This is a genomic window from Streptomyces sp. DSM 40750 (genome assembly GCF_024612035.1).
GTDB lineage: Bacteria > Actinomycetota > Actinomycetes > Streptomycetales > Streptomycetaceae > Streptomyces.
Window position 1 is genome coordinate 3,174,369 of record NZ_CP102513.1, and the last position, 24,574, is coordinate 3,198,942.

The window sequence follows — 24,574 nt, forward strand, 5'->3', positions numbered from 1 at the left end:
GTTCATCCCTGGGTCTGCTGGATAGCTTCGCGAAGCACCTGGCGGTCGTCGAAGGGACGGAGCACGCCGGCGATGTCCTGGCCCTGCTCATGGCCCTTGCCCGCGACCAGCACGGTGTCGCCCGGCTGTGCGCGGGCCACCGCCGCGGCGATCGCGGCGGCCCGGTCCTCGAAGAGGAGGACCTCGCCGCGCTCGTGCACCGGCACGGACGCCGCGCCCTGGAGCATGGTCGCGAGGATCGCGAGGGGGTCCTCGGAGCGGGGGTTGTCGGAGGTGAGTACGGCGGTGTCGGAGAGCCGGGCCATGGCGGCGCCCATCGGCGCGCGTTTGGTCCTGTCCCGGTCGCCGCCGCAGCCGAGCACGACGTGCAGCCGGCCCTCGGTGACCTTGCGCAGCGCCTTGAGGACGGACTCGACGGCGTCCGTCTTGTGGGCGTAGTCGACGACCGCGAGATACGGCTGTCCGGCGTCCACGCGCTCCAGCCGGCCCGGCACGCCCGGTACGGCGGCGATGCCGTCGGCGGCGGTCTGCGGGTCGAGGCCGGCCGTGGCCAGCGCGGCGACGGCCGCCAGGGTGTTGGCGACGTTGAAGGTGCCCGGCAGCGGAGACCTGGCGGCGATCCGCTCGCCCTTGGGCCCGACCACCGTGAACGTCGAGTCCATCGGCCCGACCTGAGCGTCCTCGGCGCGCCAGGCGGCGTCGGGGTGTCCCTCGGCGGAGAAGGTGACGACCGGGACCGTGGCCTCCTCGACGAGCCGACGGCCGTACTCGTCGTCGAGGTTGACGACGCCGAGCCTGCTGCGTTCCGGTGTGAACAGCTGTGCCTTGGCCTGGAAGTAGTCCTCCATGCCGGAGTGGAACTCCATGTGTTCCGGGCTCAGGTTGTTGAAGACCGCGACGTCGAAGACGCAGCCGTCGACCCGGCCGAGGACCAGCGCGTGGCTGGACACCTCCATGACGACCGAGTCGACACCGCGTTCACGCATGACCGCGAACAGGGCCTGGAGGTCGGTCGCCTCCGGGGTCGTCCGCTCGGACTTGATGCGTTCGTCGCCGATGCGCGTCTCGACTGTGCCGATGAGGCCGGTGGAACGGACGGTCTTCAGGCCGCCCTCGATGAGGTAGGCGGTGGTGGTCTTGCCGGAGGTGCCGGTGATGCCGATCTGGAGCAGGTCGCCGCCCGGGCGGCCGTAGATCGTGGCCGCCAGCTCGCCCATCCGCGCGCGCGGGTTCTCGACGACGAGGGCGGGAAGTCCTGTGGCGGCGGCGCGCTCGGCGCCGCTCGGGTCGGTGAGCACGGCGACGGCGCCGAGGCCGGCCGCCTGGTCCACGAAGTCGGCGCCGTGGAGACGGGCACCGGGCAGGGCGGCGTACAGGTCGCCGGGGCGGACGGCACGCGAGTCGTGGGTGATGCCCGTGACCTCGACGGTGTCCGCGCTCGCCGGCTGCTCGGCACCCAGCTGACCGGCGAGTTCCGCGAGGGGTGTGGCGGAGACGTGGGCCGGCCGGGGCGGTCCCGGGTATGTCACGGGAACGTCCTTCTGGGTGGTTTGGGACTGATCAGCGTGTGGCACGGCGGTGAGCGTACCGGGCGCACCCCCGCCGGAGCGAAGCGAGGGTTTGTGCGAGCGGGGCTGTGGTGCGTGGTTCCCGGGGTCGGGAGTGATCATGGTCACGAGTCGGTTCCTGGCTGGTTGCGCTGATCAGCGGGTGGATCAGGATGTGGTCAGGAGGCGGTTCAGGGGGTGAAGGCGACGGGCAGGTTCGCGGGCTTCGCCCCGGTGGGCGGGACCTGGAGGGTCTTCAGGGCGAACTCCATGACCTCCTTGTAGATGGGCCCGCAGATCTGGCCACCGAAGTAGTTGCCCTTGGTGGCGTTCTGGATCGCGCAGTAGACGGTGATCCGCGGGTTGTCGGCGGGCGCGAACCCGGCGAACGACGAGGTGTAGCCGCTGTACCTGCCGGTGGCCGGATCCACACGGTTGGCCGTACCCGTCTTGCCCGCGACCCGGTAGCCGGGGATGCGCGCCTTGGTGCCCGTGCCCTCCTCGTCGTCCACGACGGACTCCAGCATCCGGGCGAGGGTCTTCGCCGTCTTCTCGCTCACGACCCGGCTCTTCCCGGGCTTCGGAGCGGGGGTGAAGCGGCCGTCCGGTCCTTTGGTGCCTCGGACGAGGGTCGGTTCGACGCGTACGCCGCCGTTGGCGATCGTCGAGTACACGGAGGCCGCCTGCATGGCGTTTATCGACACGCCCTGGCCGAAAGGAATCGTGTACTGCTGCGAGGTCGACCAGTCCCCGGGGGCGGCGAGGATGCCCTTGGTCTCGCCGGGGAAGCCGAGGCCGGTGGGGCTGCCGATGCCGAACTTCCGCAGATACGAGTAGAGGATCTCGTTGGACTCCCGCTGGTTCCTGCCGAGTTCACCGGTGGCGAGGATGGTGCCGATGTTGCTGGACTTGGCGAGCACGCCATTGAGCGTCAGGTACCAGGTGGGGTGGTTGATGTCGTCCTTGAAGAGCCGGTCGCCGCGGTGCAGCCGGTTGGGCACGGTGACGTGCGTGCCCGGGGTGGCGACGTTCTCCTCCAGTACGGCGGCCATCGACATGACCTTGGCGGTGGAGCCGGGCTCGTAGGCGTCTTCGAGGGCCCAGTTGTGCAGGGAGCCCGGGTTCGCCTGGGACAGATCGTTGGGGTCGAAGCCGGGCGAGTTGGCCATCGCCAGGATCTCGCCGGTGCGGGTGTCCTGCACTATCACGTAGCCGCGGTCCGCCTCGGACTTCTTGACCTGCTCGGTGATGGCGTTCTGCGCGGCCCACTGGATGTCGCGGTCGATGGTCAGCTCGACGTCGGAGCCCGCCACGGCGGGGGTCTCGGTGGAGCCCGCGGTGGGCACCAGACGGCCGCCGGACTGGGCGTAGCGGATCTTGCCGTCCTTGCCGGCCAGCTGCTGGTTCAGCTGCTGCTCGACGCCGCCGCCGCCCTTGCCCTCGGCGTTGACCCAGCCCAGTATCGCGGCGGCGAGATCGCCGTTGGGGTACACGCGTTTGCTGCTGGGCTCCTGGAAGACGCCGGCCAGGGCGTTGACCGTGGCCTTGTCCTCCCTTGCCTTCTTGACGAGTGCGGTCTTCAGGTCGCTGATCTGGTTCCAGACCTGGGGTGTCTGGCGGCGGGCGAGCAGCACGTAGCGGGTGTTCTTGGTGCGCAGCTTCTCGGTGAGCGTCTCCTGGTCCGCGCCGAGGATCGGCGCGAGGAGGGCGGCGGCCTGCTCGGGTCCGTCGTCGACCTTGAGCTGCTCGCGCGTGAACATCGTCGGGTCGGCCGTGATGTCGTTGGCGTCCGTGCTGATGGCCAGGTCGACGCCGTTACGGTCGGTGATCCCGCCGCGCTCGGCGGCCAGCACCCGGCCGACGTACCGGTTCTGGTCGGCCTTGGCCGCGTACTCGCTCGCGTCGACGGCCTGCACCTGGAGCAGCCGTACGACGAAGGCGATCATCACCAGCGTCAGCGCGAGGCTCACCATGCGCAGCCGGGGGCGGGGACTGCCCAGGCGGATACTGCGAGCGACCGGCTGCCGGGGCGTGCTCGGGCGGCGCTGCGCGGCGGGGCGGGCACCGGGGCCCGGGCGGCGCTGTTGACCGCCCGGGCGCACGGGCCGGGCGGGTCCGGGTACACGGCGGCGGGGGGGCTGCCTGCCTGAATCGGCCACTTCCGTCACCTGCCGGGGGTCGTCGGGAGCTGGGTGGACTGTACGGGCGGGCTGGTGGGGATGAACGTGGGGGTGGGGGTGGGGGTGACCGAGGGCGCCGGCGGCGGCTGCGCCGGAGAGACCGAGGGGGTGGGGGTCGGGCTCTCGGGCGGTCCCGGGTCGAGCGCCTCGGGCGCGAGGACGAGCGGCATACGGATCACGGACGGCTGGGCGGCGCTCGGTACGCCCTTGACGGTGCCGTCGGGGTTCAGGAAGGCCGGGTCGCCGCCGGGGACCATGCCCAGCTCGCGGGCGCGGCGCTGGAGGGCGTCGGGCGCGGAGTAGGCGTCCACGTCCCGCTGGAGTGCCTGTTCCTCGTCGGTGTAGCTCTTCACGTCGTCCTGGAGGTCGTCGAGCTTGAACGACCCTTCGCTGAGCGCGGAGTTCAGCACGAGGAGGCCGATGAGGCCGCCGCCCAGGAGCAGGACGACAAGGAGGACGAACGGGGTGCGGGCGGCCCCCTTGGGCCCTGCGGGAAGGAGCCGCGCCAGACGGGCGGCCCGGCCCCTCAGTTCGGGTTTCCTACTCACACACCCTCCCTGCGAGTTCGTTTTCCGGACTCACACATCCTCCCTGCGAGTTCGTTTCCCGGACTCACACACCGTCCCCGCGAGTTCCCTTCCCGGACTCACGCACCGACCCCTTCACGCACCGCGTGCGGCTGCCCCGTACGCCTCATTCGGCGTCCTCCCGGATACGTTCCGCCCCGCGCAGACGCGCGGGGGCGGCGCGCCGGTTCTCGGCGACCTCTTCCTCGGTGGGAAGTTCGGCACCACGGGTGAGGAGCTTGAGCCGCGGCTGGTAGCGCTCCGGGACGACGGGCAGTCCGGGGGGCGCGGTGGTGGCGGCACCCGCGGCGAACACCTGCTTGACGAGGCGGTCTTCGAGCGAGTGGTACGACAGCACGGCGATCCGGCCGCCGACCGCGAGGGCCTTCACGGCGGCGGGGATCGCCCGTTCCAGGACGGTGAGTTCGCCGTTGACCTCGATGCGCAGTGCCTGGAAGGTGCGCTTGGCGGGGTTGCCGCCGGTGCGCTTGGCCGCCTGCGGCAGGGAGTCGCGGATCAGTTCGACGAGGCGCGCGCTGTTGGTGAAGGGCTCCTTGGCGCGCTCGCGCACGATCGCGGAGACGATCCGCTTGGCCTGCTTCTCCTCGCCGTACGCCCTGAGGATCCGGACGAGTTCGCCCGCCGGGTAGGTGTTGAGGACCTCGGCGGCGCTGATGCCGGTCGTCTGGTCCATGCGCATGTCGAGGGGGGCGTCCTGGGCGTATGCGAAGCCCCGGTCGGCCTCGTCGAGTTGCATGGAGGAGACGCCGAGGTCGAACAGGACGCCCTGGACGCGCGGGAGGCTCAGGCGGTCGAGTACGTCGGGGAGTTCGTCGTAGACGGCGTGCACGAGCGTGGCGCGGTCACCGAAGGGGGCGAGCCGTTCGCCGGAGAGGCGCAGCGCCTCCTTGTCGCGGTCGAGGGCGACGAGCCGCGCCTCGGGGAACCGGGTGAGCAGTGCCTCGCTGTGTCCGCCGAGTCCGAGTGTGCAGTCGACCACGACGGCGCCGGGCTCCGTGAGGGCCGGGGCCAGCATGTCCAGGCACCGCTGGAGCATGACGGGGACGTGGCGGCTGTTGCTCAAGGGGCCCTCTCAGGTCCGGCGCGAGCCGCACGTACGCGCCGCGCACGCGGGGAGATGCCGGGTTGTCACCGGTTCTCCTGGGGTTCTCGGTCCAGCGGGGGGCCTCGCCTCCCGCTCCGCGTCACTTTAGTCCACGGCCCTTCGCGGTCAATCAACCGGCCTGCGCGTCGCGACGCCTTCCACGAACGAAGCCTCAAAAGGGGAGAAATCACCTGCATGGGCGTGATCCAGCCACTCCTGTGGGTTACCTCACAACAAGCCTCAATGACGTTCTTTGTCCTCTCTCACAGAGCGCCCTCCGGGGTCGTGACCAGTACCGTCTTGGCTATGACGACCTCCGCAGCAGTTCCCCCCGGACCCGAAGGCGCCATATCCGACGGCACCGTCACCGACCGTCTCGTCGAGGCGAACGAGCGGTACGCCGCCGCGTTCTCCGATCCCGGGATGGACGCCCGCCCCGTCCTCCGTGTCGCGGTCGTGGCCTGCATGGACGCCCGCCTCGACCTGCACGACGCGCTAGGCCTGGAGCTGGGCGACTGCCACACCATCCGCAACGCGGGCGGCGTGGTCACCGACGACGTGATCCGCTCCCTCACCATCAGCCAGCGCAAGCTCGGCACCCGCAGCATCGTCCTGATCCACCACACCGGCTGCGGCCTGGAGTCCCTCACCGAGGACTTCCGTACCGAGCTGGAGGCGGAGGTCGGCCAGCGCCCGGCCTGGGCTGTGGAGTCCTTCCGGGATGTCGACCAGGACGTACGGCAGTCCATGCAGCGGGTGCGCACCAACCCCTTCCTGCTGCACTCCGACGACGTACGCGGCTTCGTCTTCGATGTGAAGACGGGGCTGCTCCGGGAGATCGACCCGGCCTGAGCGCATCGAACCTGGCCGCCCGCACCGCCCGTCTACAACCCCTGGGCGGTCCCGCGCAGCCCCGGTTTCCTGTCAATCTCCTGGCATCTTGGCGTCCAAAGGGCCGCAAGCCTGACATATCGCCGACTGTTATCCACAGGCGAGTGACACGGATTGGTAACGGCAGCAAGAATGCGGGTGTGGCGTCACGCTGAGCAGTTCGCGCGTGGTGTCCGTGTTTCGGGGTGGGCCGGTCCGCATCACAGAGCGTCGGCCTGGAGAAAGAACGGGCCGAGGAGGGCCGTGTGACGACCTATGACGATCGAGCGAGCCTCACTGATCTGACCACCACTGTGGAGCGAGTCCGCAGTTCGGTCGAAGGAGTGATCGAGGGCAAGCCTGAGGTCGTACGGCTTTCGCTGACAGTGCTGCTCGCCGAGGGACATCTTCTGATCGAAGACGTACCCGGCGTCGGCAAGACCATGCTGGCCAAGGCACTGGCGCGGTCCATCGACTGTTCCGTGCGGCGTATTCAGTTCACGCCGGACCTGCTGCCGTCGGACATCACGGGTGTGTCCATCTGGGATCAGCAGCGCAAGGAGTTCGAGTTCAAGCCGGGCGCGATCTTCTCGCAGATCGTGATCGGCGACGAGATCAACCGCGCCTCGCCGAAGACGCAGTCCGCGCTCCTGGAGTCCCTGGAGGAGCGCCAGGTCACGATCGACGGCACGACGTACGAGCTGCCGAGCCCCTTCATGGTGGTGGCCACGCAGAACCCGGTCGAGATGGAGGGCACCTATCCGCTGCCGGAGGCACAGCGCGACCGCTTCATGGCCCGCGTCTCCGTCGGCTATCCCAGCCCTGAGGCCGAGCTGCAGATGCTCGACGTCCACGGCGGGGTCTCGCCGCTGGAGGACATGCAGCCGGTGGCGCACGCACACGAGATCGTGAAGCTGATCGAGGCCGTCCGCAATGTGCACGTCGCGGAAACGGTCCGGCGCTACGCGGTGGACCTGGTCGGCGCCACCCGCACCCACCCGGACCTCAGACTCGGCGCCTCGCCACGTGCCACGCTGCATCTGCTGCGCGCGGCGAGGGCGACCGCCGCCCTGAGCGGCCGGGAGTACGCGCTGCCCGACGACATCCAGTCGCTCGCCGTGGCCATCCTCGCCCACCGGCTGCTGCCCACCGCCCAGGCCCAGCTCAACCGCCGTACGCCGGAGCAGGTCGTCCAGGAGATCCTGCAGCGCACGCCCGTGCCGCAGGCCCCTCCGCCGCAGAGCGGCTTCGGCTCGGTCCACACCGCGCCCGCGTACCCGCAGCAGCCGCCGCGGAGGCTTGGATGACCACCGCCGGGCCGGCGCCCACCCCGGAGCAGGACAAGGGCGGGCTGCGCACGGCCCTCGCCGGCCTCACCACGCGCGGGCGCTCCTTCCTGGCCGCCGGCATAGCCGCCGCCATATGCGCGTACGTCCTCGGGCAGAGCGATCTGCTCCGGGTCGGGCTGCTGCTCGCCGTGCTGCCGCTGGTCTGTGCGACCGTGCTGTACCGCACCCGCTACCGGGTCGCGGGCAGCCGCCGCCTCTCCCCCGCTCGCGTGCCCGCCGGCAGTGAGGCCCGCGTCCATCTGCGGATGGACAACGTCTCGCGGCTGCCCACCGGGCTGCTGATGCTCCAGGACCGGGTGCCGTACGTGCTCGGGCCGCGCCCCCGGTTCGTTCTGGACCGGGTGGAGGCGGGCGGCCGCCGCGAGGTGTCGTACCGCGTCCGTTCCGATCTGCGCGGCCGCTATCCGCTGGGCCCGCTCCAACTGCGCCTGACCGACCCGTTCGGCATGTGCGAGTTGACCCGGTCCTTCTCCACGTACGACACCCTGACGGTCATCCCGCGTGTGGAGGCGCTGCCGCCGGTGCGGCTGAGCGGCGAGGCGAAGGGGTACGGCGACGGACGGCAGCGCTCGCTGGCGCTGGCCGGCGAGGACGACGTGATCCCGCGCGGCTATCGACACGGAGACGACCTGCGCCGGGTGCACTGGCGTTCGACCGCACGCTACGGCGAGCTGATGGTCCGCCGCGAGGAGCAGCCGCAGCGCGCCCGCTGCACGGTGCTGCTGGACACCCGGGCCGAGGCGTATCTCGGCGCGGGCCCGGACTCGGCTTTCGAGTGGGCCGTCTCCGGCGCCGCGTCCATGCTGGTGCACATGCTCGAACGAGGCTTCTCCGTGCGGCTGTTGACGGACACCGGCAACTCGGTCCCCGGCGAGGGCGCCGACGGGTTCGCGGGTGCCAGCCAGGAATCGGCGGACGCGGCCGGGCTGATGATGGACACCCTCGCGGTGATCGACCACTCGGACGGCACGGGCCTCTCGCCCGCGTACGACGTGCTGCGCGGCGGCAACGAGGGGCTGCTGATCGCCTTCCTCGGCGACCTCGACGAGGAGCAGGCGACGGTGATCGGCAAGATGCGTCAGCGCAGCGGCGGGGCGGTCGCCTTCCTGCTGGACAGCGAGGCGTGGACGACGGAACCGGGCGAGGTGCCCGGTGCCGGGGGCGCGAGCGAGGAGTCGCTGCGCCTGCTGCACGAGGCGGGCTGGACGGCGCTGACCGTGCCACGCGGCGCCTCACTGACAGACCTGTGGCGCCAGGCGGACCGACAGCGCACCGGTGTGATGTCCGGGTTCGGTATGGAGGGACGGTCATGAGCGGTCGGGCGAGGCTGGCACTGTGCGCCTGGGCCGCCACGATCATGGCGGCGTGCGCGCTGCTGCCGCTGGTCGACCCGGCGACCTGGATCTTCCAGGCGGCCCTGATGCTGGGTGTACAGACCGGCGCGGGCGCGCTCACCCGGCGGGTCCCGCTGGCCCGGCCGCTGACCGTGGCCGCGCAGGCGCTGGTCGCGCTGATGATGCTGACATTGGTCTTCGCCCGGGAGCAGGCGGTGGCCGGGATCATCCCCGGCCCGGAGGCGTTCCAGCACTTCGCGACGCTGCTGCAGACCGGCGCCGAGGACATCGGGCGGTACGCGATCCCGGCGCCCCTGAGCGACGGCATCCAGCTGATGATCATCGGCGGGGTCCTGGTGATCGGCCTCATGGTCGACGCGCTCGCGGTGACGTTCCGCAGCGCGGCCCCGGCCGGCCTGCCGCTGCTCGCGCTGTACTCGGTCGCCGCGGGACTCTCCGACGGCGCCGCATGGCTGTGGTTCGTGCTGGCGTCCGCCGGCTACCTGCTGCTGCTCCTGACCGAGAGCCGCGACCGGCTCTCGCAGTGGGGCCGGGTCTTCGGCGGCGCGCCGCACGGCCAGCGCCCGGAGTCGGCGAGCGGCGCCGTCGCCCCGGTGCGCACCGGTCGGCGCATCGGCGCGGTCGCGCTGGGCATCGCCCTGGTGGTGCCACTCGGACTGCCCGCCCTCGACGGCGGGCTGCTGGACGGCGCGGGCACCGGCATCGGCGGGGGCTCCGGTGGCGGCGGCACGATCTCCGCGGTGAACCCCGTGGTGTCGCTGCGCGGCAGCCTGAACGTGGACGAGGACCGCCAGGTCCTGTCCTATCGCACCAACACGGACAATGTGCAGGAGATGTATCTGCGGATCGTCTCCCTGGACGACTTCGACGGCACCTCCTGGAAGCCGACCGAGCGCTCCATCACCGAGGTGCCGGACGACTTCGGCACCCCGACCGGCCTCGCCTCCGACGTCAAGCGGACCTCGATCGAGACCCGGATCGTCGCGGCCGAGGACTACGAACAGAACTGGCTGCCGATGCCGTATCCGGTGAGCAGCGTGGACATCGACGGCGACTGGCGGTACGAGCCCGTGGGCCGCACCCTCGTGGGTGACCACGGCCAGGACACCAAGGGCGCGCAGTACCAGGTCGAGAGCCTGATCGTGCAGCCCACCGCGGAGCAGCTCTCCTCGGCGCCGGAGCCGCCGCCGGCCCTGCGGCGGGAGTACACCAAGGTGCCCTCCTCGCTGCCGCCGGTGGTGGCGCGGACCGCGCTGGAGGTCACCAAGGGGGCGAAGAACAACTACGAGCGGGCTGTGAAGCTCCAGGACTGGTTCGCGTTCAGCGGCGAGTTCACCTACGACACCGAGGTGCGGTCCGGCACGGGCGCGCGGGCGATAGCCCGGTTCCTGGAGGAGAAGGAGGGCTTCTGTGTCCACTTCTCCTTCTCGATGGCGTCGATGGCCCGCACGCTGGGCATACCGGCCCGGGTGGCCGTGGGCTTCACCCCTGGCACCCCGCAGACGAACGGCACGATGTCGGTGGGGCTGCGCGACGCGCACGCCTGGCCGGAGCTGTACTTCGAGGGCGTGGGCTGGACCCGCTTCGAGCCGACCCCCAACCGGGGCACGACTCCTCCGTACACGGTGCCGGAGGACTCCGGCACCAGCGGCCTGCCCGACGTGCCCCGGCCTTCGCAGTCGGCGTCCACCGCGCCGTCGGCCGAGCCGTCGGCGAGCGAGAGCTGCACGCCGCAGGAGGCGAAGCTGGGGGCCTGCGCGAGCGAGTCCGCGGCGGCCGTGGCGGGGTCCGACGACGAGGAGCGCTCGCTCTGGTCTCTGCTGTTCTTCTCGCCCTGGACCCTGTTGACCCTTCCGGGGGCGCTCCTGGTGCTGGCGATCCCGTTGCTGCCGATGCTGTGGCGGCTGCGGGTCAGGTCCGTACGGCTCGGCGCGCACGACGGTGCGGTCCCGGCCCATGGGCCGGCCGCCTCGCGGGATGTGGCCGACGAAGGGGGCTCCCTGGACGGAATCCCGGCGCCACCGGGCAGGGCCACCGCGTACGGCCGTACGGAGGCCGCGGCGGCCCATGCGCTGGCCGCCTGGCAGGAGGTGACCGACACGGCGTGGGACTACGGGATCGCGCCGGACGAGTCGCAGACGCCCCGTAAGGCGGCGGCGCGGATCGTGCGGCTCGGGCAGCTCGAACCGCCGGCCGCGGACGCGGTGCATCGGGTGGCGGCGGCGGTGGAGCAGGTCCTCTTCGCTCCGCGTCCGCAGATCCCGTCGGGCCTCGCCCGGGACGCGCACCAGGTCGGAGTCGGCCTCCGGGCGCACGCCGGCCGCCGGACGAAGCTCCGGGCACTGCTGCTGCCACGTTCGGCCATCCGGGTGGCCTGGGCCCTCTCCGCCCGCTGGGCGGGCGCCAGGGACGAACTGCTGTCCCGCATCCCGACGCTTCGGCTGCCCTGGCGACGCCCCTCGACGAGCCAGAACAGCTGAGGCTCCACACATGCCTCTGCCCCCGCCGGGATCGCCCGGCGGGGGCAGAGGCGTGCGAGGGGGTCGTGTAAGGGGGTGAGGGGTGGCAGCGCATACACGGGGCGGAACTGGCACGGGCGGGGCAGATCCCACGGGGAGCGGGGTGGGTGGCAGAACACCGCGGGGAGTGGCGGGCAGGGTAGCTGCATGAAGCGGGGTGCGTGACTCTCCGCTCAGCAACCTCCCTGTACAGCCGCCGCCACGAGATCCCCGGGGCGCCCGGCATCGCCGGGCAGCTGTCGCGTGGAGAACCGCGGTCGTTCGATTTCCGGGCGTGCGTGAAGGGTGACCGCCCCTGGGGTGGTCACCCTTCGTCCATGTTCAGCTGTGGCTGGCGAATCGGCGATCCGGGGGGGCTCAGTGGCCGCCCTGCTCGTCACGACGGCGCTGCCAGCGCTGTTCGATTCGGTCCATCATGGAGCGGCGCTGTCGTGTCTGTCGACGCGCACCGGCGGAGCCTGCGGCACCGGTGGGCTGCTCACCCGGCTTGGGGGCCTTGCGCCAACCGGTGACGGCGAGCACCGCGCAGCCCAGCATGACGAGGAACCCCACCACGCTGACCCAGATCTGCTGTGCGACCATTCCGGCCATGAGGAGCGCGATACCCACCAGAAAGCCCGCGACCGCCTGGTAGACCCGCCGCCGGGTGTACGTACGCAGCCCGCTTCCCTCAAGCGCTGACGCGAACTTGGGATCTTCGGCGTACAGCGCTCGCTCCATCTGCTCGAGCATGCGCTGCTCGTGCTCTGAGAGCGGCACGGAGTCCTCCTCATCGTGCGGTCGCCGGGGCGACCCGGGGGGCCTCTTCAGGATAGGCAGGGAATCGCCCCCTTGAAACCCGCCCCTCTACGCCAATTCGCCAACCGGAATCCGCCATGGCACCCCGACTCGCTGAGGTGTGAATTCCCCAGCGGACGGCCCGTCATGCCGGAACGGTCTCCCTCGATCATACGGCTCCGAGCGCCCGATCGGGGGGCCTGTGGCGTACTCCATCCGCCACCGAGTCCCTGATCAGCGGGTCATCCTCGTTCGCCGCGGCAGACGGCTCAGGACTCGGCGGTCCCTCGCGTCTCGCCCAGCACATGAAGTTGCGTGGCGACGGAGTGGAAGGCGGGCAGTTCGGCGGCTGCGGCCTCCAGCTTGAGCAGGGCGTCCAGGGCGCCGGGTTCGGTGTCGACGAGGACACCGGGTACCAGGTCGGCGAAGACCCGGACGCCGTGCACGGCGGCGACCTCCAGGCCCGCGCCCTCGACGAGCGCGGTGAGCTGCTCGGTGGTGAAGCGGTGGGGTACCGGATCACCCTCGCCCCAGCGTCCGTTCGGGTCGTCCAGCGCCTGCCGGGCCTCCTTGAAGTGCCCGGCGAGGGCCCGCGCGAGCACCGCGCCGCCGAGGCCCGCGGCGAGCAGGCTGAGCACGCCCTCGGGGCGCAGCGCGGCGACCGCGTTGCCGATGCCCTCGGCGGGGTCGTCCACGTACTCCAGGACGCCGTGGCAGAGCACGGCGTCGTAGCCGCCGCGCTCGACGACGTCGAAGAGGCCGTGCGCGTCGCCCTGGACGCCCTGCACACGGTCGGCGACACCGGCCTCGGCGGCCCGGCGCTCCAGCGCGAACAGCGCGTTCGGGCTGGGGTCGACGACGGTGACACGGTGGCCGAGGCGGGCCACGGGCACCGCGAACTTGCCGCTGCCGCCCCCGGTGTCCAGCACGTCGAGCGACTCCCGTCCCGTGGCCTTCACCCGGCGGTCGAGGGCGTCCTGGAGGACCTCCCAGACCACGGCGGTACGGAGGGAGGCGCGGGGTCGCGAGGGATCGGAACGCAGCGACGTCGTCCGAGCGTGGTGATGGGAGACGGGCGGGCGCATCGGGTCCGACACGGCAGTTGACTCCTCGGCGCGGCACCGCCTGGTGTGCGGCGGAGCGATGGGCTTGCGTCTCCGCCGGGGCCCGGCGGCCGCGGCGGAGGGTGCTGATGCCCCAACCCTAATGGGCGGCGCCGGGGCGGCCGGTCAGCCCGCGTCCGGGACTCCCGGGTCGCCGTCCTGCCTGGGCTGCGGCAGCACCGGCTGGAGGACCAGCATCCGCTCGACGAGGCGCAGGAACATCGCCACGTCGCGGATGAGGTCGTCGGCGTCACGCGCGCTCGCCGCGCCCTGTATGCCGGCCTCGGCACGGGCCCGGCGGGCGGCGCCGGAGGCGAACAGGGCGCTCCACTCGGCGAGTTCGGGCGCTATCTCGGGGAGCACTTCCCAAGCGCTCCGTATCTTGGCGCGGCGCTTCGGGGTGGGCTCCGGGCGGCCCCGGGCGGCGAGCACCGCGGCGGCGGTGCGCAGGGCGGCCAGGTGGGCGGTGGCGTACCGCTCGTTGGGCGTCTGGAGACCGGACGCCTCGTCGAGTCCGGAGCGCGCCTGGGCGAGCAGGCCGAGGGCGGCGGGTGGGGCCGTCGCCCGGCGCAGCACGGGGTGCACGTCGCTCGCCGGGCCGGTCAGTGAGGGGGCAGGGCCGGTGGCGCGGCGCCGGTTGGCGGCTGCTGCGTGGTAGCTGGCCATGACGAACCTCCTGTCGTCGCGTGACGGCACGCCCTGACACGAGGTGCCGTATGTGCTCATCGTGCGGTATGCCACTGACAATCCGTTCTGACCTGCACTTTTGCTTCGATCACAGGTTCGGAGTAGTTTTTGCACTGACCAGTCAGTTCAAAACCTGGAAGAGGGGTCTGGGGCATGGAAGAGCCACGTGTGGCGGACGCCGGGCCGGAGACGGCCGACGGTGTCGCTGTCGCTGCCGAGGGCTTCGGGCTCAAGGGGCCACGGGGCTGGGCGTTCCGGGGAGTCGGGTTCGGCGCGGAGGCCGGCTCACTGGTCGCGGTCGAGGGGCCGTCCGGGTCGGGCCGGACCTGTCTGCTGCTCGCGCTCACCGGGCGTATGAAACCGAGCGAGGGCCACGCCACGGTCGGCTCCCTCCGGCTGCCGAAGCGGATGGCGGCCGTCCGCCGGATCAGCGCCCTCGCCCACGTCCCCGGCGTGACCGACCTCGATCCGGCCCTGACCGTCGGGGAACACCTGCGTGAACGGGCGCTGCTGCAGCGGCGGTTCGACGGCTCCCTGCGGGGGCTGCTGCTGCCCCGGGCCGAACGCGCCGCCGAGGCGAAGCTCCGCGTCGAGGCCGCCCTGACCGCCGCCGGGCTCGATCGCGAGGCCCTGCCCAAGGGCTCTCGGACCGCCGTGCGCGACCTGGACCGGCTGGAGGCCCTGCGGCTGTCCATCGCCCTCGCCCTCATCGGCCGGCCGCGGCTGCTCGGCGTCGACGACACCGACCTGAAACTCTCGGACGCCGAACGGGCCGAGACCTGGGCCCTGTTGCGCTCCCTCACCGAGTCCGGCATCACGGTCCTGGCGGTGTGCAGCGAGGCCCCGGAGGGGGCGGTCGTCGTGTCGACGACGCCGGAGAAGAGCTCACGCGCGCGTGAGGACGTACGCGAAGCCCCCTCCCCCGAGCCCTGGCCCAGGCCCGCGCCCGACGGCAGCGACGACAGCGACAGCGACAGCGACAGCGACAGCGACAGCGACGACAACGACAAGGAGACGGCCGATGCGCTCGCCGCGACTCGCCGCGCTTGAGCTCAGGCGGTTCGGCCGGGGGAAGCTGCCGCGGGCAGCACTGGCTTCGCTCCTGCTGCTGCCGTTGCTGTACGGCGCCCTGTACCTGTGGTCCTTCTGGGACCCGTACAGCCGTCTCGACCGCATCCCCGTGGCCTTGGTGAACGACGACAGGGGGGCGTCGGTCGGCAAGCAGAAGCTGACGGCGGGGGACGACATCGCCGAGGGGCTGCGGGACAGCGACACCTTCGAGTGGCACCGGATGAGCGCCGCCGAGGCACGTGAGGGCGTCGAGGACGGCACGTACTACCTGTCGCTGACGATGCCGTCGGACTTCAGCGAGCGGATCGCGTCCAGTTCCGGGGACGCGCCGGAGACGGGCGCCCTTCAGGTCCGTACGAACGACGCGAACAACTACATCGTCGGGCAGATCTCGCGGACGGTGTTCTCGAAGGTGCGGACGGCGGCGTCGACGAAGGCGTCGCGGTCGTTCCTGGACCGGATCTTCATCTCCTTCTCGGACATCCACGGGGAGACCGAGAAGGCGGCGGCCGGCGCCGACGACCTCAAGGGCGGCATCGACAAGGCGGAGAAGGGCTCCAAGGACCTCGCGGCCGGTCTGAAGGAGGCCAAGGAGGGCAGCGGGGAGCTGTCCGGTGGTCTGAAGGACCTGGACGAGGGCGCGGGCGATCTGGAGGACGGGGCCCAGCAGGTCGCGGACGGCACCCAGAAGCTCGCCGACAAGGTCGGCGGTGCGGCGGACCAGGTGCGGCCCTTCCTCGACGAGAACGGCGACACGATCGCCGACACCGCCACCCTGGTCGCCGACTCGGCGGCCACGATCCGGGGCCACCTCGACGCGTTCGTCAAGACGGCGCCGGCCGCCGAGACCGGCACCCGTGCCGCGTCCGACACCCTGGACGACGTCTACGAGCGGCGCTGCGAGGAGGCCGTACTGCCCGACGCGGCCTGCGCGGACCTGAAGAAGGCGAAGGACGCGGCGGCGGACGCGGCGGTGCTCGCCGCGGACGTCAACACGGTGGTGAAGAACTACGGCGGTGACATGAAGGCCTTCGACAAGGACCTGGAGACCTTGGAGAAGCAGGCCCGCGCCCTCGCGAAGGCGGCGCCCACCCTCTCCGAGGACCTCGACAACGCCGTCACCGAAGTGAACGCGCTCAACAAGGGCGCCGCCAAGGTCGCCAAGGGGGCCAAGACGCTGCACACGGGCCTCGGCACCGCCAAGACCGGCGCGGAGGACCTCGACACGGGCGTCGGCGACCTGAAGACGGGCGCGATCGACCTCAAGGGCGGCATGTACAAGCTGGCCGATGGCTCCGGGAAGCTCGCGGGCGGTCTGCACGACGGCGCCGAGCAGATCCCGGACTACGACGAGCAGGACCGCGACCGGCGCACCGAAGTGATGGCCGACCCGGTGCGGTTGGCCACGAAGGACCTGCACAAGGCGCCCAACTACGGCACCGGGTTCGCCCCGTACTTCATCCCGTTGTCCCTGTGGGTGGGCGCGATGGTGGCGTACATGCTGATCCAGCCGCTCAACCGGCGGGCTCTCGCGGCCGGCGCCTCGGCGTGGCGGATCGCGCTGGCGGGCTGGCTGCCGGTGGCCGCGCTGGGGGTGCTGCAGACGGTCGCGCTGATGGCGGTGCTCCACTGGGCGGTCGGCCTGCAGATGGTGCGGGCGGCCGGGACGGTGGGTTTCCTCTTCCTGGTGACGGCGTGCTTCGCGGCGATCGTGCAGTGGCTCAACGCGCGCTTCGGGGCGGCGGGCCGGATCCTCGTCCTCGCCTTCCTGATGCTCCAGTTGACGTCCGCGGGCGGCACGTACCCCGTACAGACCAGCCCGGACTTCTTCAACGCGGTGCACCCCTTCCTGCCGATGAGCCACGTCGTCGACGCCCTCAGGAGGCTCATCACGGGCGGCGGTCCGGGTCCGGTCTGGCAGGCGTGCGCGGTGCTGGTGGCCTTCACCGTCGGCGCCCTCGCGCTGACCGCCCTGTCCGCCCGTCGCAAGCAGGTGTGGACCCTGGACCGGCTGCACCCGGAGTTGAGTCTGTGACCGCGCACGGCAGGGTTCCTGTGACAATCAGGGCCATGGAAAGCAGCAACGCCCCCGGCGGCGCAGGCGGGGGCCGCCGCGAGGCGACCCGGCAGAAACTCTACGAAGCAGCCGTCACCCTGATCGCGGAGCAGGGGTTCTCCGCCACCACGGTGGACGAGATCGCCGAGCGCGCCGGCGTCGCCAAGGGCACCGTCTACTACAACTTCGCGAGCAAGTCGGTCCTCTTCGAGGAGCTGCTGCGGCACGGCGTGGGACTCCTCACCGTCTCTCTCCGGGAGGCGGCCGAGCGCACCGAGAAAGAGGGCGGCAGCAGGGTCGACTCCCTGGACGCGATGGTCCGGGCCGGGCTCGTCTTCATCGACCGCTACCCGTCCTTCACCCAGCTGTACGTGGCCGAACTGTGGCGCACCAACCGGGCCTGGCAGTCCACGCTGATGGTCGTCCGGCAGGAGGCGGTCGCGGTCGTCGAGGACGTGCTCCGCGCGGCTGTCGAGGGGGGCGAGCTGAGCGACGAGATCGACGTCGGGCTGACGGCGTCGGCCCTGGTCGGCATGGTCCTGGTGGCCGCCCTGGATTGGAAGGCCTTCCAGCCGGAGCGCTCCCTGGACGACGTCCACGCGGCGTTGTCCCGGCTGCTCCAGGGCCGGGTGAGCGGGAACCGCTAGCCGGATCGGGGCGCGTACGAGAGCGCCGGTTCGACCTGGCCGCGTCCCCCGCGGGCCACCTCGAACCGGCGCTTCCTCGTTCCCCCCGTCTCCCCCGTGCCTCGCTCCCGCCGACCCGTCACGCTCGTCGATCCGGACGATCTGGGCGATCGCGTCGACGGAAGGAGCGGTAAAGAGCGCGAGAACCGTTCCGCCGCCCCGTGTCGGCGGTACCGGAGCCGCGCCCCTTCCCGTGCCTCCACTCTCTCGTTCCCGCAGGTCGCAGCCCATCCGCGCGCGTACTCATCTCACCGGCTGGGTACGCGTACTCAGCCCTGCGCACTCACCCCCAGAACCGCCTGTTGCCGACTGGTGACGATCGCGTCCGCGTTCGTACTCGGCCGCGCCCCGGCCAGGCGCGGGGAACTACGCGATCAATCACCACGGACCCGCAGCCGCCGAACGACCGAACCCCCGGGCTCGACCGCGAAGGCGGACTGTCAGTGGCGGCCGATAAAGTCCCTGGCATGGCGAGGATTGTGGTGATCGGCGCCGGTCTCGGCGCCATGGCGGCCGCCGCCCGGCTGGCCGTCGCGGGCCACCGGGTGACGGTGTACGAGCGTGCGGCGACCTACGGCGGCGCGGTGGGCCGGTTCGAGCGCGACGGCTTCGCGTTCGACACGGGCCCCGGACTGCTGCCGCTTCCCGCCGTCTACCGCGATCTGTTCCTCAAGACCGGCAAGGAGCCGCTGGAGAAGTGCGTCGACCTGGTCCAGGTGGACCCGGCGGCCCGGCACGTCTTCGCGGACGGCACGGCCCTGTCGCTGCCGAACGCCTCCCGCGCGGGCGTGGTCACCGCCCTGAACACGGCGCTCGGCTCGGGTGCCGGCGACCGCTGGGGCGACTTCCTGGTGCGGGCCCGCGAGGCCTGGGACCGCACACGACGGCCCCTCCTGGAGGAGCCGCTGTGGCCCGACTGGCAGATTCTCGCCGAGCGCGAGCCGTACCCCGCCGTGCCCCACAAGCGGCTGCTGCGCACCCGCCGCGCCCGCACCCTCGCCGAGGTCGGGGAATGGGAGCTGCGCGACCCCCGGCTGACGGCCCTGCTGGAGAGCCACGCCCTCGTGTACGGCCTGGACCCCAGGAGCATCCCGGCGAGCGCGGCGGTCCTGCCGTACATGGAGCACGCCTTCGGGACCTGGTACGTCCGGGGCGGCATACGGGAGTTGGCGCGGGCGCTGTACGAGCGGTGCCTGGCCCGCAAGGTCGAGTTCGTCTTCGACGCCGAGGTCACGGGGATCGTGGAGAAGGACGGCCGGGCGGCCGGTGTGGAACTGTCGGCCGAGATGGACACCGGTGACCGGGCGGTGACGGAGGCGGACCACGTCCTCGCGGGCATCGATCCGATCCGACTCAACGGGCTGACGGAGCATGACGTCCAGGGCGACGGCGACGTCCGGCCGGACCTGGAGTCACCGCGGCCCGGCCGGCTGACCGTGCTGCTGGCCCTGCGCGGGGCCCGCGAGGCCGGCGCGGCACACCGCACGGTCGTCCACACGCCCGACCGGACCGCCGAGTTGGACTTCCTGAGCCGTCTCCGCGACACCGACGACCCGGTGCCGCTCACGGTGACCGTGCTACGGCCGGACGACCCCGCGCTGCGCCCGGACGAGGAGCACGAGTCCGTGGTCGTGTCGGCGGCGGTGCCGACCGACCTCGACTGGTCGGCGGGCGATGTCGCCGAGCGGTGCGCGGAGTCGCTCGTCACCGCCGCCGAGGCCGCCGTGCCCGGCCTGCGGGAGCGGCTGCTCTGGCGCGAGGTACGCACCCCGGCCGACACGGCCCGGGAAACCGGTGCCGAGGGGGGCGCCATACCCGCACCGGCGCTCGCCGCGGCCGACGGCCGTTTCCTGCACCCGTCCAACGCGGCACGTTTCCCGGGGCTGTACCTGGTCGGTGGCTGGTCCCACCCGGGCGGCGGCCTCCCGCACGCCGGGATGTCGGGCGCGCTGGCGGCCGGACTGATCGTGGAGGGACCGGACTTCCGCGGCTCGCAGTGAGAAACAAGGGCCGCATACGGACGTCCGTGACTCCCGTCGAAGGACCATGAAGGACCGGGGCTCGCACGAGCCCCGGTGGCCCTTCAGAAACGGTACTGCTGCTCGTCGTAGCCGTTCCCGCCGTTGCCGTTCCCCTGGTGCGGATTCGGCTGCTCCGGCGGATGGTCGGTGCCGAACGCGTCGAACGAGTCGTCGGTGCTGCGCTGCTGCGGGACCCAGACACCGCCGGGCGGGGTCTCGCCGCCGTAGCCGCTGTTGCCGTACTGGTCCTGGCCGTAACCCTGCTGACCGTATCCCTGCTGGCCGTACGACGGGTCGTAGGAGGCGGTGGCGTCGTAGGTCTGCGTGCCGATGTACGGGTCGGAGTAGGCGGCGTACTGCTGCTGGGCCGGGTCGTAGCCGTAACTCTGCTGGTCGTAGCCGTAGTAGGCGAAGGCCTCGTCCTGGGCGGACTGGTCGGCGGTCGCGTAGGGCTGCTCGGTGACGTCCGCGTAGGCGTTGTTGCCGCCGTAGATGCCGTACGTGCTGGTGTCGTCGGGCAGGGGCTCCGGCGAGTAGACGGTGGTCGTCTCGGCCGCGGAGGGACTGGAGCCGGGGCGGACGAAGACGTCGTCGTCGTGGTCGAGCGGGTCGTCGGCCTGACGGTACGTTCCGCCAGCCGGGGCCTCCAGGTCGGTGACCTCCAGGGTCGGGTCCTGGCGCTCCGGTTCGCCACGCCGCCGCTTCTTCTTGCCGGCCTTGGCGATCTTGCCGCCCTCCTCGCCCTCACCGGGACGTGGGCGGACGGCCCAGCCGGCCTCGAAACCGCGGCGGAACGACAGCGTCACATAGGTCTGCCCTATCGCGAACCCGATCGCGCCCAGCGCGATGACGATCACGTTGGGGATCAGTACACCGAGGACGACGCCGACGAAACCGGCGAAGGCGAGCAGCCTCCAGCGCAGCCGTGCCTTGTACTGCAGCAGCACCTCACCCAGCAGCCACAACGCGACGACACCGAACGCGATGTAGAGGACCGTCCAGCCCATGTACGCCCCTCTCCCTGTGGCCGCTACGCAGTGTGTCGTACGCGAGTGCGACCGGTCTAGGCCCGTGTTGGATGGTGCGGGCCCAGGTTCTCGTAGATTTCCAGTGTCGCGGTGGAGTTGTTCAGGGTGATGAAGTGAAGTCCGGGGACTCCCTCGTCCAGCAGCCTGGCGCAGAACTCCGTGGCGAACTCGATGCCAATGGAGCGTACAGCGGCCGGATCTGCTTTGGCTGTGACGATCCGCTCTTTCAAGGCGTTCGGGATGGCGGCGTTGCTGAGTCGGGGCAACCGTTCCAGCATCTTGACGCTGGTGACGGGCATGACCTCGGGAATGACAGGGGTCTGACAGCCCGCCTTCGCGACGGCGTCCCTCAGACGCAGGTACGAGTCCGGGTGGAAGAACATCTGCGTGATCGCGTAGTCGGCGCCCGCCCGGCACTTGTCGACGAAGCGCGCCACGTCGCTGTCCCAGTCCGGGGAGCGCGGGTGCATCTCCGGGAAGGCCGCGACGCCTACGCAGAAGTCGCCGGACTCCTTGATGAGTTGGACGAGTTCGGCGGCGTACGTCAGGCCCTGCGGATGGGGGACCCACTCGCCCATGGGGTCGCCGGGCGGGTCGCCGCGGACCGCGAGCATGTTGCGGATCCCGGCGTCCGCGTACTGGCCGATGATGTTGCGCAACTCGGCGATGGAGTGGCTGACCGCGGTGAGGTGGGCGACCGGGGTGAGGGTGGTGTCGGCGGCGATCTGTTCGGTCGCCTTCACCGTGCCGGCCCGGGTGGAGCCACCCGCGCCGTACGTCACGGAGACGAAGCTGGGGGCGACCGCCTCGATCCTGCGGAGGGCGTTCCACAGGTTCCGCTCGCCCTTCTCCGTCTTGGGCGCCCAGAACTCGAAGGAGTACGTGGTTTTGCCCGTGGCGAGCATGTCGCGCACGGTGCGTGCGCGATCAGTCCTGGTGGAAGCGGTTCCTAGGGCCATATCGGCAGGTTAGTCAGGTCGGAGCCGTCGCCCAACCAGAGCAAGGCCTTTTGTCCGTTTTTGCCGCCCTATTGTCCACGCCTTGGACAGGGAAGCGCGGAGAAGTCAGAGGGCGCGCAGGCGCTTGGCGAACTCCGCCGCCGCGGCTCCGGGGTCGTCGGCCTCCGTGATCGCCCGGACGACGACGGCCCGGCGGGCGCCCGCCTCGACGACCTCGTCGAGGTTGCCGAGGTCGATGCCGCCGATGGCGAACCAGGGGCGGTCGGTGCCGAGCGCGGCGGTGTACCGCACGAGGTCCAGGCCGGGGGCGTGGCGGCCGGGCTTGGTGGGAGTGGGCCAGCAGGGGCCCGTGCAGAAGTAGTCCACGCCTTCCTGGACGGCCGCGGCGGCGGCCTCCGCCTCGGAATGCGTGGAGCGGCCGATGAGGACGCCGTCACCGAGGATCGCGCGGGCGGCGGGGACCGGGAGGTCGCCCTGGCCGAGGTGCAGGACGTGGGCGCCGGACGGGTGCGCGGCCCGGGAGGCGTGCGCCACGTCGGCCCGGTCGTTCACCGCGAGCAGGGTGCCGTGCCGCCGGCACTTGTCGGCGAACAACTCCAGGTACTCGAGCTCCGCGGCCGCCTCCATGCCCTTGTCGCGCAGCTGCACGATGTCCACGCCGCTGCTCAGGACCGCGTCCAGGAACTCCGGGAGGTCGCCCTGGCGCGTGCGGGCGTCCGTGCAGAGGTAAAGCCGGGCGTCGGCGAGCTGTGCGGCGGCGTCGGGCATGGAGAGGTCCCCCGTTGTCGGTGCGTGTCGGTGCGGCGTACGGACCGCGGACCCTCTCGGGCCCGGGCCCGTACGCCGTACAGGCGGCTGTTCCAGGTGCTCAGGTGCTGCTCAGGTGTTCCGGTGTCTCGGGTTCAGACGGCGAGCGCCTGGGCGCGGCGCTTCACCTCCGTGCCGCGATTCTCGCTCAGGGCCTGGGCCGGGGTGCCGGGCAGGCTCGGGTCCGGAGTGAAGAGCCACTCCAGCATCTCTTCGTCGGTGAAGCCGTCGTCCCGCAGCAGGGTCAGGGTGCCGGACAGGCCCTTGACGACCTTGTCCCCGTCGATGAAGGCGGCGGGGACGTGCAGTGCGCGGTTCTCACCACGGCGTACGGCGATGAGCTGGCCTTCCTTCACCAGCTGCCGTACGCGCGTCACCTCGACGTCGAGCATCTCTGCGATGTCGGGGAGGGTCAGCCACGCGGGGACGAGAGCATCGATCTTTGCGTCAATCTCGGTCACGTCTCCAAGACTGCCATCTGGGACTGACAGTGGGTAGCCGGGCCGCCTCCGGCAGGGGCCGACAGGGGGATTCGCCTCCGGCGAGGGAGCCGGGAGGGGGTGCGACCGCCGGGCGCCCGCACCCTCCGGGGGCGTCGGGAACGGGATTACGGCCGAGGGCTGGGCAGCGAGGAGAACGTGTTGCCCTATGCCGTCGCCGCCTTCAGGGGCCTCGCCGGGTCCTCCAGCAGTTCCGCGTTCATGGGGGTGCCCGCCTCGATCAGGCGGCGGCCCTGGGCCAGGTCGCGAGGGCGGCCCACGGCCAGCAGCGCGACCAGTCGGTTCTCGCGGAGCCAGCAGACCGACCAGGCGGCGCCGGTGGGGTCGCCGCGCCAGACCATGGTGTCGGCGGAGGGGTGGTGGCCGGCGTACTGGACGAAGCGGCCGAACTGCTCGGACCAGAAGTACGGAACGGGGTCGTAGGGCTCCGGGGTCTCGCCGACGATGTTCGCGGCGACCGAGCGGGGGCCCTGGAGGGCGTTGTCCCAGTGGTGGACGAGGAGGCGTCGGCCGTACCTGCCCGAGGGGAAGGAGGCGCAGTCGCCGACCGCGTAGACGTCGGGCGCGGAGGTGCGCAGGTGGTCGTCGGCGACCACCTCGCCATGTGCGCCCAGCTCGATGCCCGAGCCCTGCAGCCAGTCCGTGGCGGGGCGCGCGCCGATACCCACGACGACCGCGCCGGCCGACACCCGGGTGCCGTCGTCCAGGACGACCGTCCCGGGCTCGACGTGCTCCACGCGCGCGTGGGTGCGCAGGGTGGTCCCGCTGTCGGCGTACCAGGCGGACATCGGCGCGGCCACCTCGGCGGGCAGCGCGCCCGCGAGGGGGCGGTCGGCGGCCTCGACGACCGTCACCGCGCACCCGGCCTCCCGCGCGGCCGTGGCGAACTCCGCGCCGATCCAGCCCGCGCCCACGACCACGATGTCGTGCTGCTGGGCCAGCACGGGCCGCAGCCGCTCGGCGTCGTCCAGGGTGCGCAGCAGATGCACGCCGGGCACGCCCTCGGCGCCCGGCAGCCGGATCGGTTCCGCGCCGGTCGCGAGGACGAGGACGTCGTACGGGACGGGCCCGGCGGCCGTGTCGAGTTCGTGGTCGGCGGGGCGCAGGCCCAACACCTCGCGGCCCAGCCGCAGTTCGATGCCGAGCGCCTCGAAGTCGACGTCGAAGGCGGAGCCCTCGGCCTTGCCGAGCAGCACGGCCTTGGACAGCGGCGGCCGGTCGTACGGCTGGTGCGGCTCGGCGCCGATCAGCGTCACGTCGCCGGTGAAGCCCTGTTCGCGCAGGGCGACCGCGGTCTGCACGCCGGCCATGCCCGCGCCCACGACGACCACGCGCCGCGCCGCCGACCCGCCCCTTTGCTGCGTCTGCTCGCTCACCCGATCACCATA

The 24,574-nt window shown here is 71.7% G+C and carries 20 protein-coding genes; 8 read left to right on the forward strand and 12 right to left on the reverse strand.

What is annotated here, in order from left to right; all coding sequences use genetic code 11:
- Window positions 1-2 precede the first annotated feature (2 nt).
- The 4 genes from JIX55_RS14160 to rsmH form a co-directional block, all read right to left on the reverse strand.
- Window positions 3-1,676: a UDP-N-acetylmuramoyl-L-alanyl-D-glutamate--2,6-diaminopimelate ligase gene (locus tag JIX55_RS14160; protein ID WP_257563667.1), complete on the reverse strand. Its 1,674-nt coding sequence runs from the start codon at window positions 1,674-1,676 to the stop codon at window positions 3-5.
- 62 nt (window positions 1,677-1,738) lie between these two features.
- Window positions 1,739-3,520: a peptidoglycan D,D-transpeptidase FtsI family protein gene (locus JIX55_RS14165; RefSeq protein ID WP_306820003.1), complete on the reverse strand. Its 1,782-nt coding sequence runs from the start codon at window positions 3,518-3,520 to the stop codon at window positions 1,739-1,741.
- A 191-nt stretch (window positions 3,521-3,711) separates the two neighbouring features.
- Window positions 3,712-4,275: a hypothetical protein gene (locus tag JIX55_RS14170; protein ID WP_257563669.1), complete on the reverse strand. Its 564-nt coding sequence runs from the start codon at window positions 4,273-4,275 to the stop codon at window positions 3,712-3,714.
- Window positions 4,276-4,420: 145 nt separating this feature from the next.
- A complete protein-coding gene (gene rsmH / locus JIX55_RS14175; RefSeq protein WP_257563670.1) occupies window positions 4,421-5,377 on the reverse strand; it encodes a 16S rRNA (cytosine(1402)-N(4))-methyltransferase RsmH in 957 nt (318 codons plus the stop codon).
- 327 nt (window positions 5,378-5,704) lie between these two features.
- On the opposite strand from rsmH, the gene JIX55_RS14180 reads away from it, so the two are divergent.
- From JIX55_RS14180 to JIX55_RS14195, 4 genes are all read left to right on the forward strand, one after another.
- Window positions 5,705-6,250 carry a beta-class carbonic anhydrase gene (locus JIX55_RS14180; RefSeq protein WP_257563671.1) on the forward strand — a complete coding sequence of 182 codons (546 nt, stop codon included), beginning with the start codon at window positions 5,705-5,707 and terminating at the stop codon, window positions 6,248-6,250.
- Window positions 6,251-6,534: 284 nt separating this feature from the next.
- On the forward strand, window positions 6,535-7,575 hold the full coding sequence (locus JIX55_RS14185; protein WP_257563672.1) for an AAA family ATPase: 1,041 nt from the start codon (window positions 6,535-6,537) through the stop codon (window positions 7,573-7,575).
- On the forward strand, window positions 7,572-8,930 hold the full coding sequence (locus tag JIX55_RS14190) for a DUF58 domain-containing protein (protein WP_257563673.1): 1,359 nt from the start codon (window positions 7,572-7,574) through the stop codon (window positions 8,928-8,930). The genes JIX55_RS14185 and JIX55_RS14190 overlap by 4 nt, the downstream gene beginning before the upstream one ends.
- Window positions 8,927-11,452, forward strand: a complete 2,526-nt coding sequence (locus JIX55_RS14195; protein WP_257563674.1) for a transglutaminase TgpA family protein — start codon at window positions 8,927-8,929, stop codon at window positions 11,450-11,452. Before JIX55_RS14190 ends, JIX55_RS14195 begins: the two co-directional genes overlap by 4 nt.
- 396 nt (window positions 11,453-11,848) lie before the next feature.
- Here JIX55_RS14195 and JIX55_RS14200 read toward each other — a convergent pair whose 3' ends face one another.
- The 3 genes from JIX55_RS14200 to JIX55_RS14210 form a co-directional block, all read right to left on the reverse strand.
- Complete coding sequence (locus tag JIX55_RS14200; protein ID WP_086761755.1) at window positions 11,849-12,250, reverse strand: DUF3040 domain-containing protein; 402 nt, start codon at window positions 12,248-12,250, stop codon at window positions 11,849-11,851.
- 287 nt (window positions 12,251-12,537) lie between these two features.
- Window positions 12,538-13,365, reverse strand: coding sequence for a methyltransferase (locus tag JIX55_RS14205; protein ID WP_257563675.1), 828 nt, complete (start codon window positions 13,363-13,365; stop codon window positions 12,538-12,540).
- 132 nt (window positions 13,366-13,497) lie between these two features.
- Window positions 13,498-14,037: an SAV_6107 family HEPN domain-containing protein gene (locus JIX55_RS14210; RefSeq protein WP_257563676.1), complete on the reverse strand. Its 540-nt coding sequence runs from the start codon at window positions 14,035-14,037 to the stop codon at window positions 13,498-13,500.
- 174 nt (window positions 14,038-14,211) lie between these two features.
- Here JIX55_RS14210 and JIX55_RS14215 point away from each other — a divergent pair, with 174 nt between their 5' ends.
- The 4 genes from JIX55_RS14215 (at window position 14,212) to JIX55_RS14230 (ending at window position 19,871) form a co-directional block, all read left to right on the forward strand.
- On the forward strand, window positions 14,212-15,108 hold the full coding sequence (locus tag JIX55_RS14215; RefSeq protein ID WP_257563677.1) for an ATP-binding cassette domain-containing protein: 897 nt from the start codon (window positions 14,212-14,214) through the stop codon (window positions 15,106-15,108).
- On the forward strand, window positions 15,080-17,164 hold the full coding sequence (locus JIX55_RS14220) for a YhgE/Pip domain-containing protein (protein ID WP_257563678.1): 2,085 nt from the start codon (window positions 15,080-15,082) through the stop codon (window positions 17,162-17,164). The genes JIX55_RS14215 and JIX55_RS14220 overlap by 29 nt, the downstream gene beginning before the upstream one ends.
- Window positions 17,165-17,199: 35 nt before the next feature.
- The gene (locus JIX55_RS14225) at window positions 17,200-17,832 is read left to right on the forward strand and encodes a TetR/AcrR family transcriptional regulator (RefSeq protein WP_257563679.1); all 633 of its coding nucleotides are present in this window, start codon (window positions 17,200-17,202) and stop codon (window positions 17,830-17,832) included.
- Window positions 17,833-18,338: 506 nt separating this feature from the next.
- The gene (locus JIX55_RS14230) at window positions 18,339-19,871 is read left to right on the forward strand and encodes a phytoene desaturase family protein (protein WP_257563680.1); all 1,533 of its coding nucleotides are present in this window, start codon (window positions 18,339-18,341) and stop codon (window positions 19,869-19,871) included.
- A gap of 83 nt (window positions 19,872-19,954) precedes the next feature.
- Here JIX55_RS14230 and JIX55_RS14235 read toward each other — a convergent pair whose 3' ends face one another.
- The 5 genes from JIX55_RS14235 to JIX55_RS14255 all read right to left on the reverse strand — a co-directional run bounded on the left by JIX55_RS14235 (window position 19,955) and on the right by JIX55_RS14255 (window position 24,562).
- Window positions 19,955-20,899: an SCO2102 family sporulation regulator gene (locus JIX55_RS14235; protein WP_257563681.1), complete on the reverse strand. Its 945-nt coding sequence runs from the start codon at window positions 20,897-20,899 to the stop codon at window positions 19,955-19,957.
- Between the two features lie 56 nt (window positions 20,900-20,955).
- The gene (gene metF, locus JIX55_RS14240) at window positions 20,956-21,879 is read right to left on the reverse strand and encodes a methylenetetrahydrofolate reductase [NAD(P)H] (protein ID WP_257563682.1); all 924 of its coding nucleotides are present in this window, start codon (window positions 21,877-21,879) and stop codon (window positions 20,956-20,958) included.
- Window positions 21,880-21,984: 105 nt separating this feature from the next.
- Window positions 21,985-22,647, reverse strand: a complete 663-nt coding sequence (gene thiE, locus JIX55_RS14245) for a thiamine phosphate synthase (RefSeq protein ID WP_257563683.1) — start codon at window positions 22,645-22,647, stop codon at window positions 21,985-21,987.
- 134 nt (window positions 22,648-22,781) lie between these two features.
- Window positions 22,782-23,147: a helix-turn-helix domain-containing protein gene (locus JIX55_RS14250; RefSeq protein ID WP_149822629.1), complete on the reverse strand. Its 366-nt coding sequence runs from the start codon at window positions 23,145-23,147 to the stop codon at window positions 22,782-22,784.
- Between the two features lie 185 nt (window positions 23,148-23,332).
- A complete protein-coding gene (locus JIX55_RS14255; protein ID WP_257563684.1) occupies window positions 23,333-24,562 on the reverse strand; it encodes an NAD(P)/FAD-dependent oxidoreductase in 1,230 nt (409 codons plus the stop codon).
- Window positions 24,563-24,574 lie beyond the last annotated feature (12 nt).

Excerpts from the sequence above, each read along its gene's own strand:
- JIX55_RS14190 (WP_257563673.1), top strand. The coding sequence starts at position 7,572 with ATGACCACCGCCGGGCCGGCGCCCACCCCGGAGCAGGACAAGGGCGGG.
- thiE (WP_257563683.1), bottom strand. The coding sequence starts at position 22,647 with ATGCCCGACGCCGCCGCACAGCTCGCCGACGCCCGGCTTTACCTCTGC.
- JIX55_RS14225 (WP_257563679.1), top strand. The coding sequence starts at position 17,200 with ATGGAAAGCAGCAACGCCCCCGGCGGCGCAGGCGGGGGCCGCCGCGAG.
- JIX55_RS14230 (WP_257563680.1), top strand. The coding sequence starts at position 18,339 with ATGGCGAGGATTGTGGTGATCGGCGCCGGTCTCGGCGCCATGGCGGCC.
- JIX55_RS14180 (WP_257563671.1), top strand. The coding sequence starts at position 5,705 with ATGACGACCTCCGCAGCAGTTCCCCCCGGACCCGAAGGCGCCATATCC.
- JIX55_RS14215 (WP_257563677.1), top strand. The coding sequence starts at position 14,212 with ATGGAAGAGCCACGTGTGGCGGACGCCGGGCCGGAGACGGCCGACGGT.
- JIX55_RS14195 (WP_257563674.1), top strand. The coding sequence starts at position 8,927 with ATGAGCGGTCGGGCGAGGCTGGCACTGTGCGCCTGGGCCGCCACGATC.
- JIX55_RS14220 (WP_257563678.1), top strand. The coding sequence starts at position 15,080 with ATGCGCTCGCCGCGACTCGCCGCGCTTGAGCTCAGGCGGTTCGGCCGG.
- JIX55_RS14210 (WP_257563676.1), bottom strand. The coding sequence starts at position 14,037 with ATGGCCAGCTACCACGCAGCAGCCGCCAACCGGCGCCGCGCCACCGGC.
- JIX55_RS14235 (WP_257563681.1), bottom strand. The coding sequence starts at position 20,899 with ATGGGCTGGACGGTCCTCTACATCGCGTTCGGTGTCGTCGCGTTGTGG.
- metF (WP_257563682.1), bottom strand. The coding sequence starts at position 21,879 with ATGGCCCTAGGAACCGCTTCCACCAGGACTGATCGCGCACGCACCGTG.
- JIX55_RS14165 (WP_306820003.1), bottom strand. The coding sequence starts at position 3,520 with ATGGTGAGCCTCGCGCTGACGCTGGTGATGATCGCCTTCGTCGTACGG.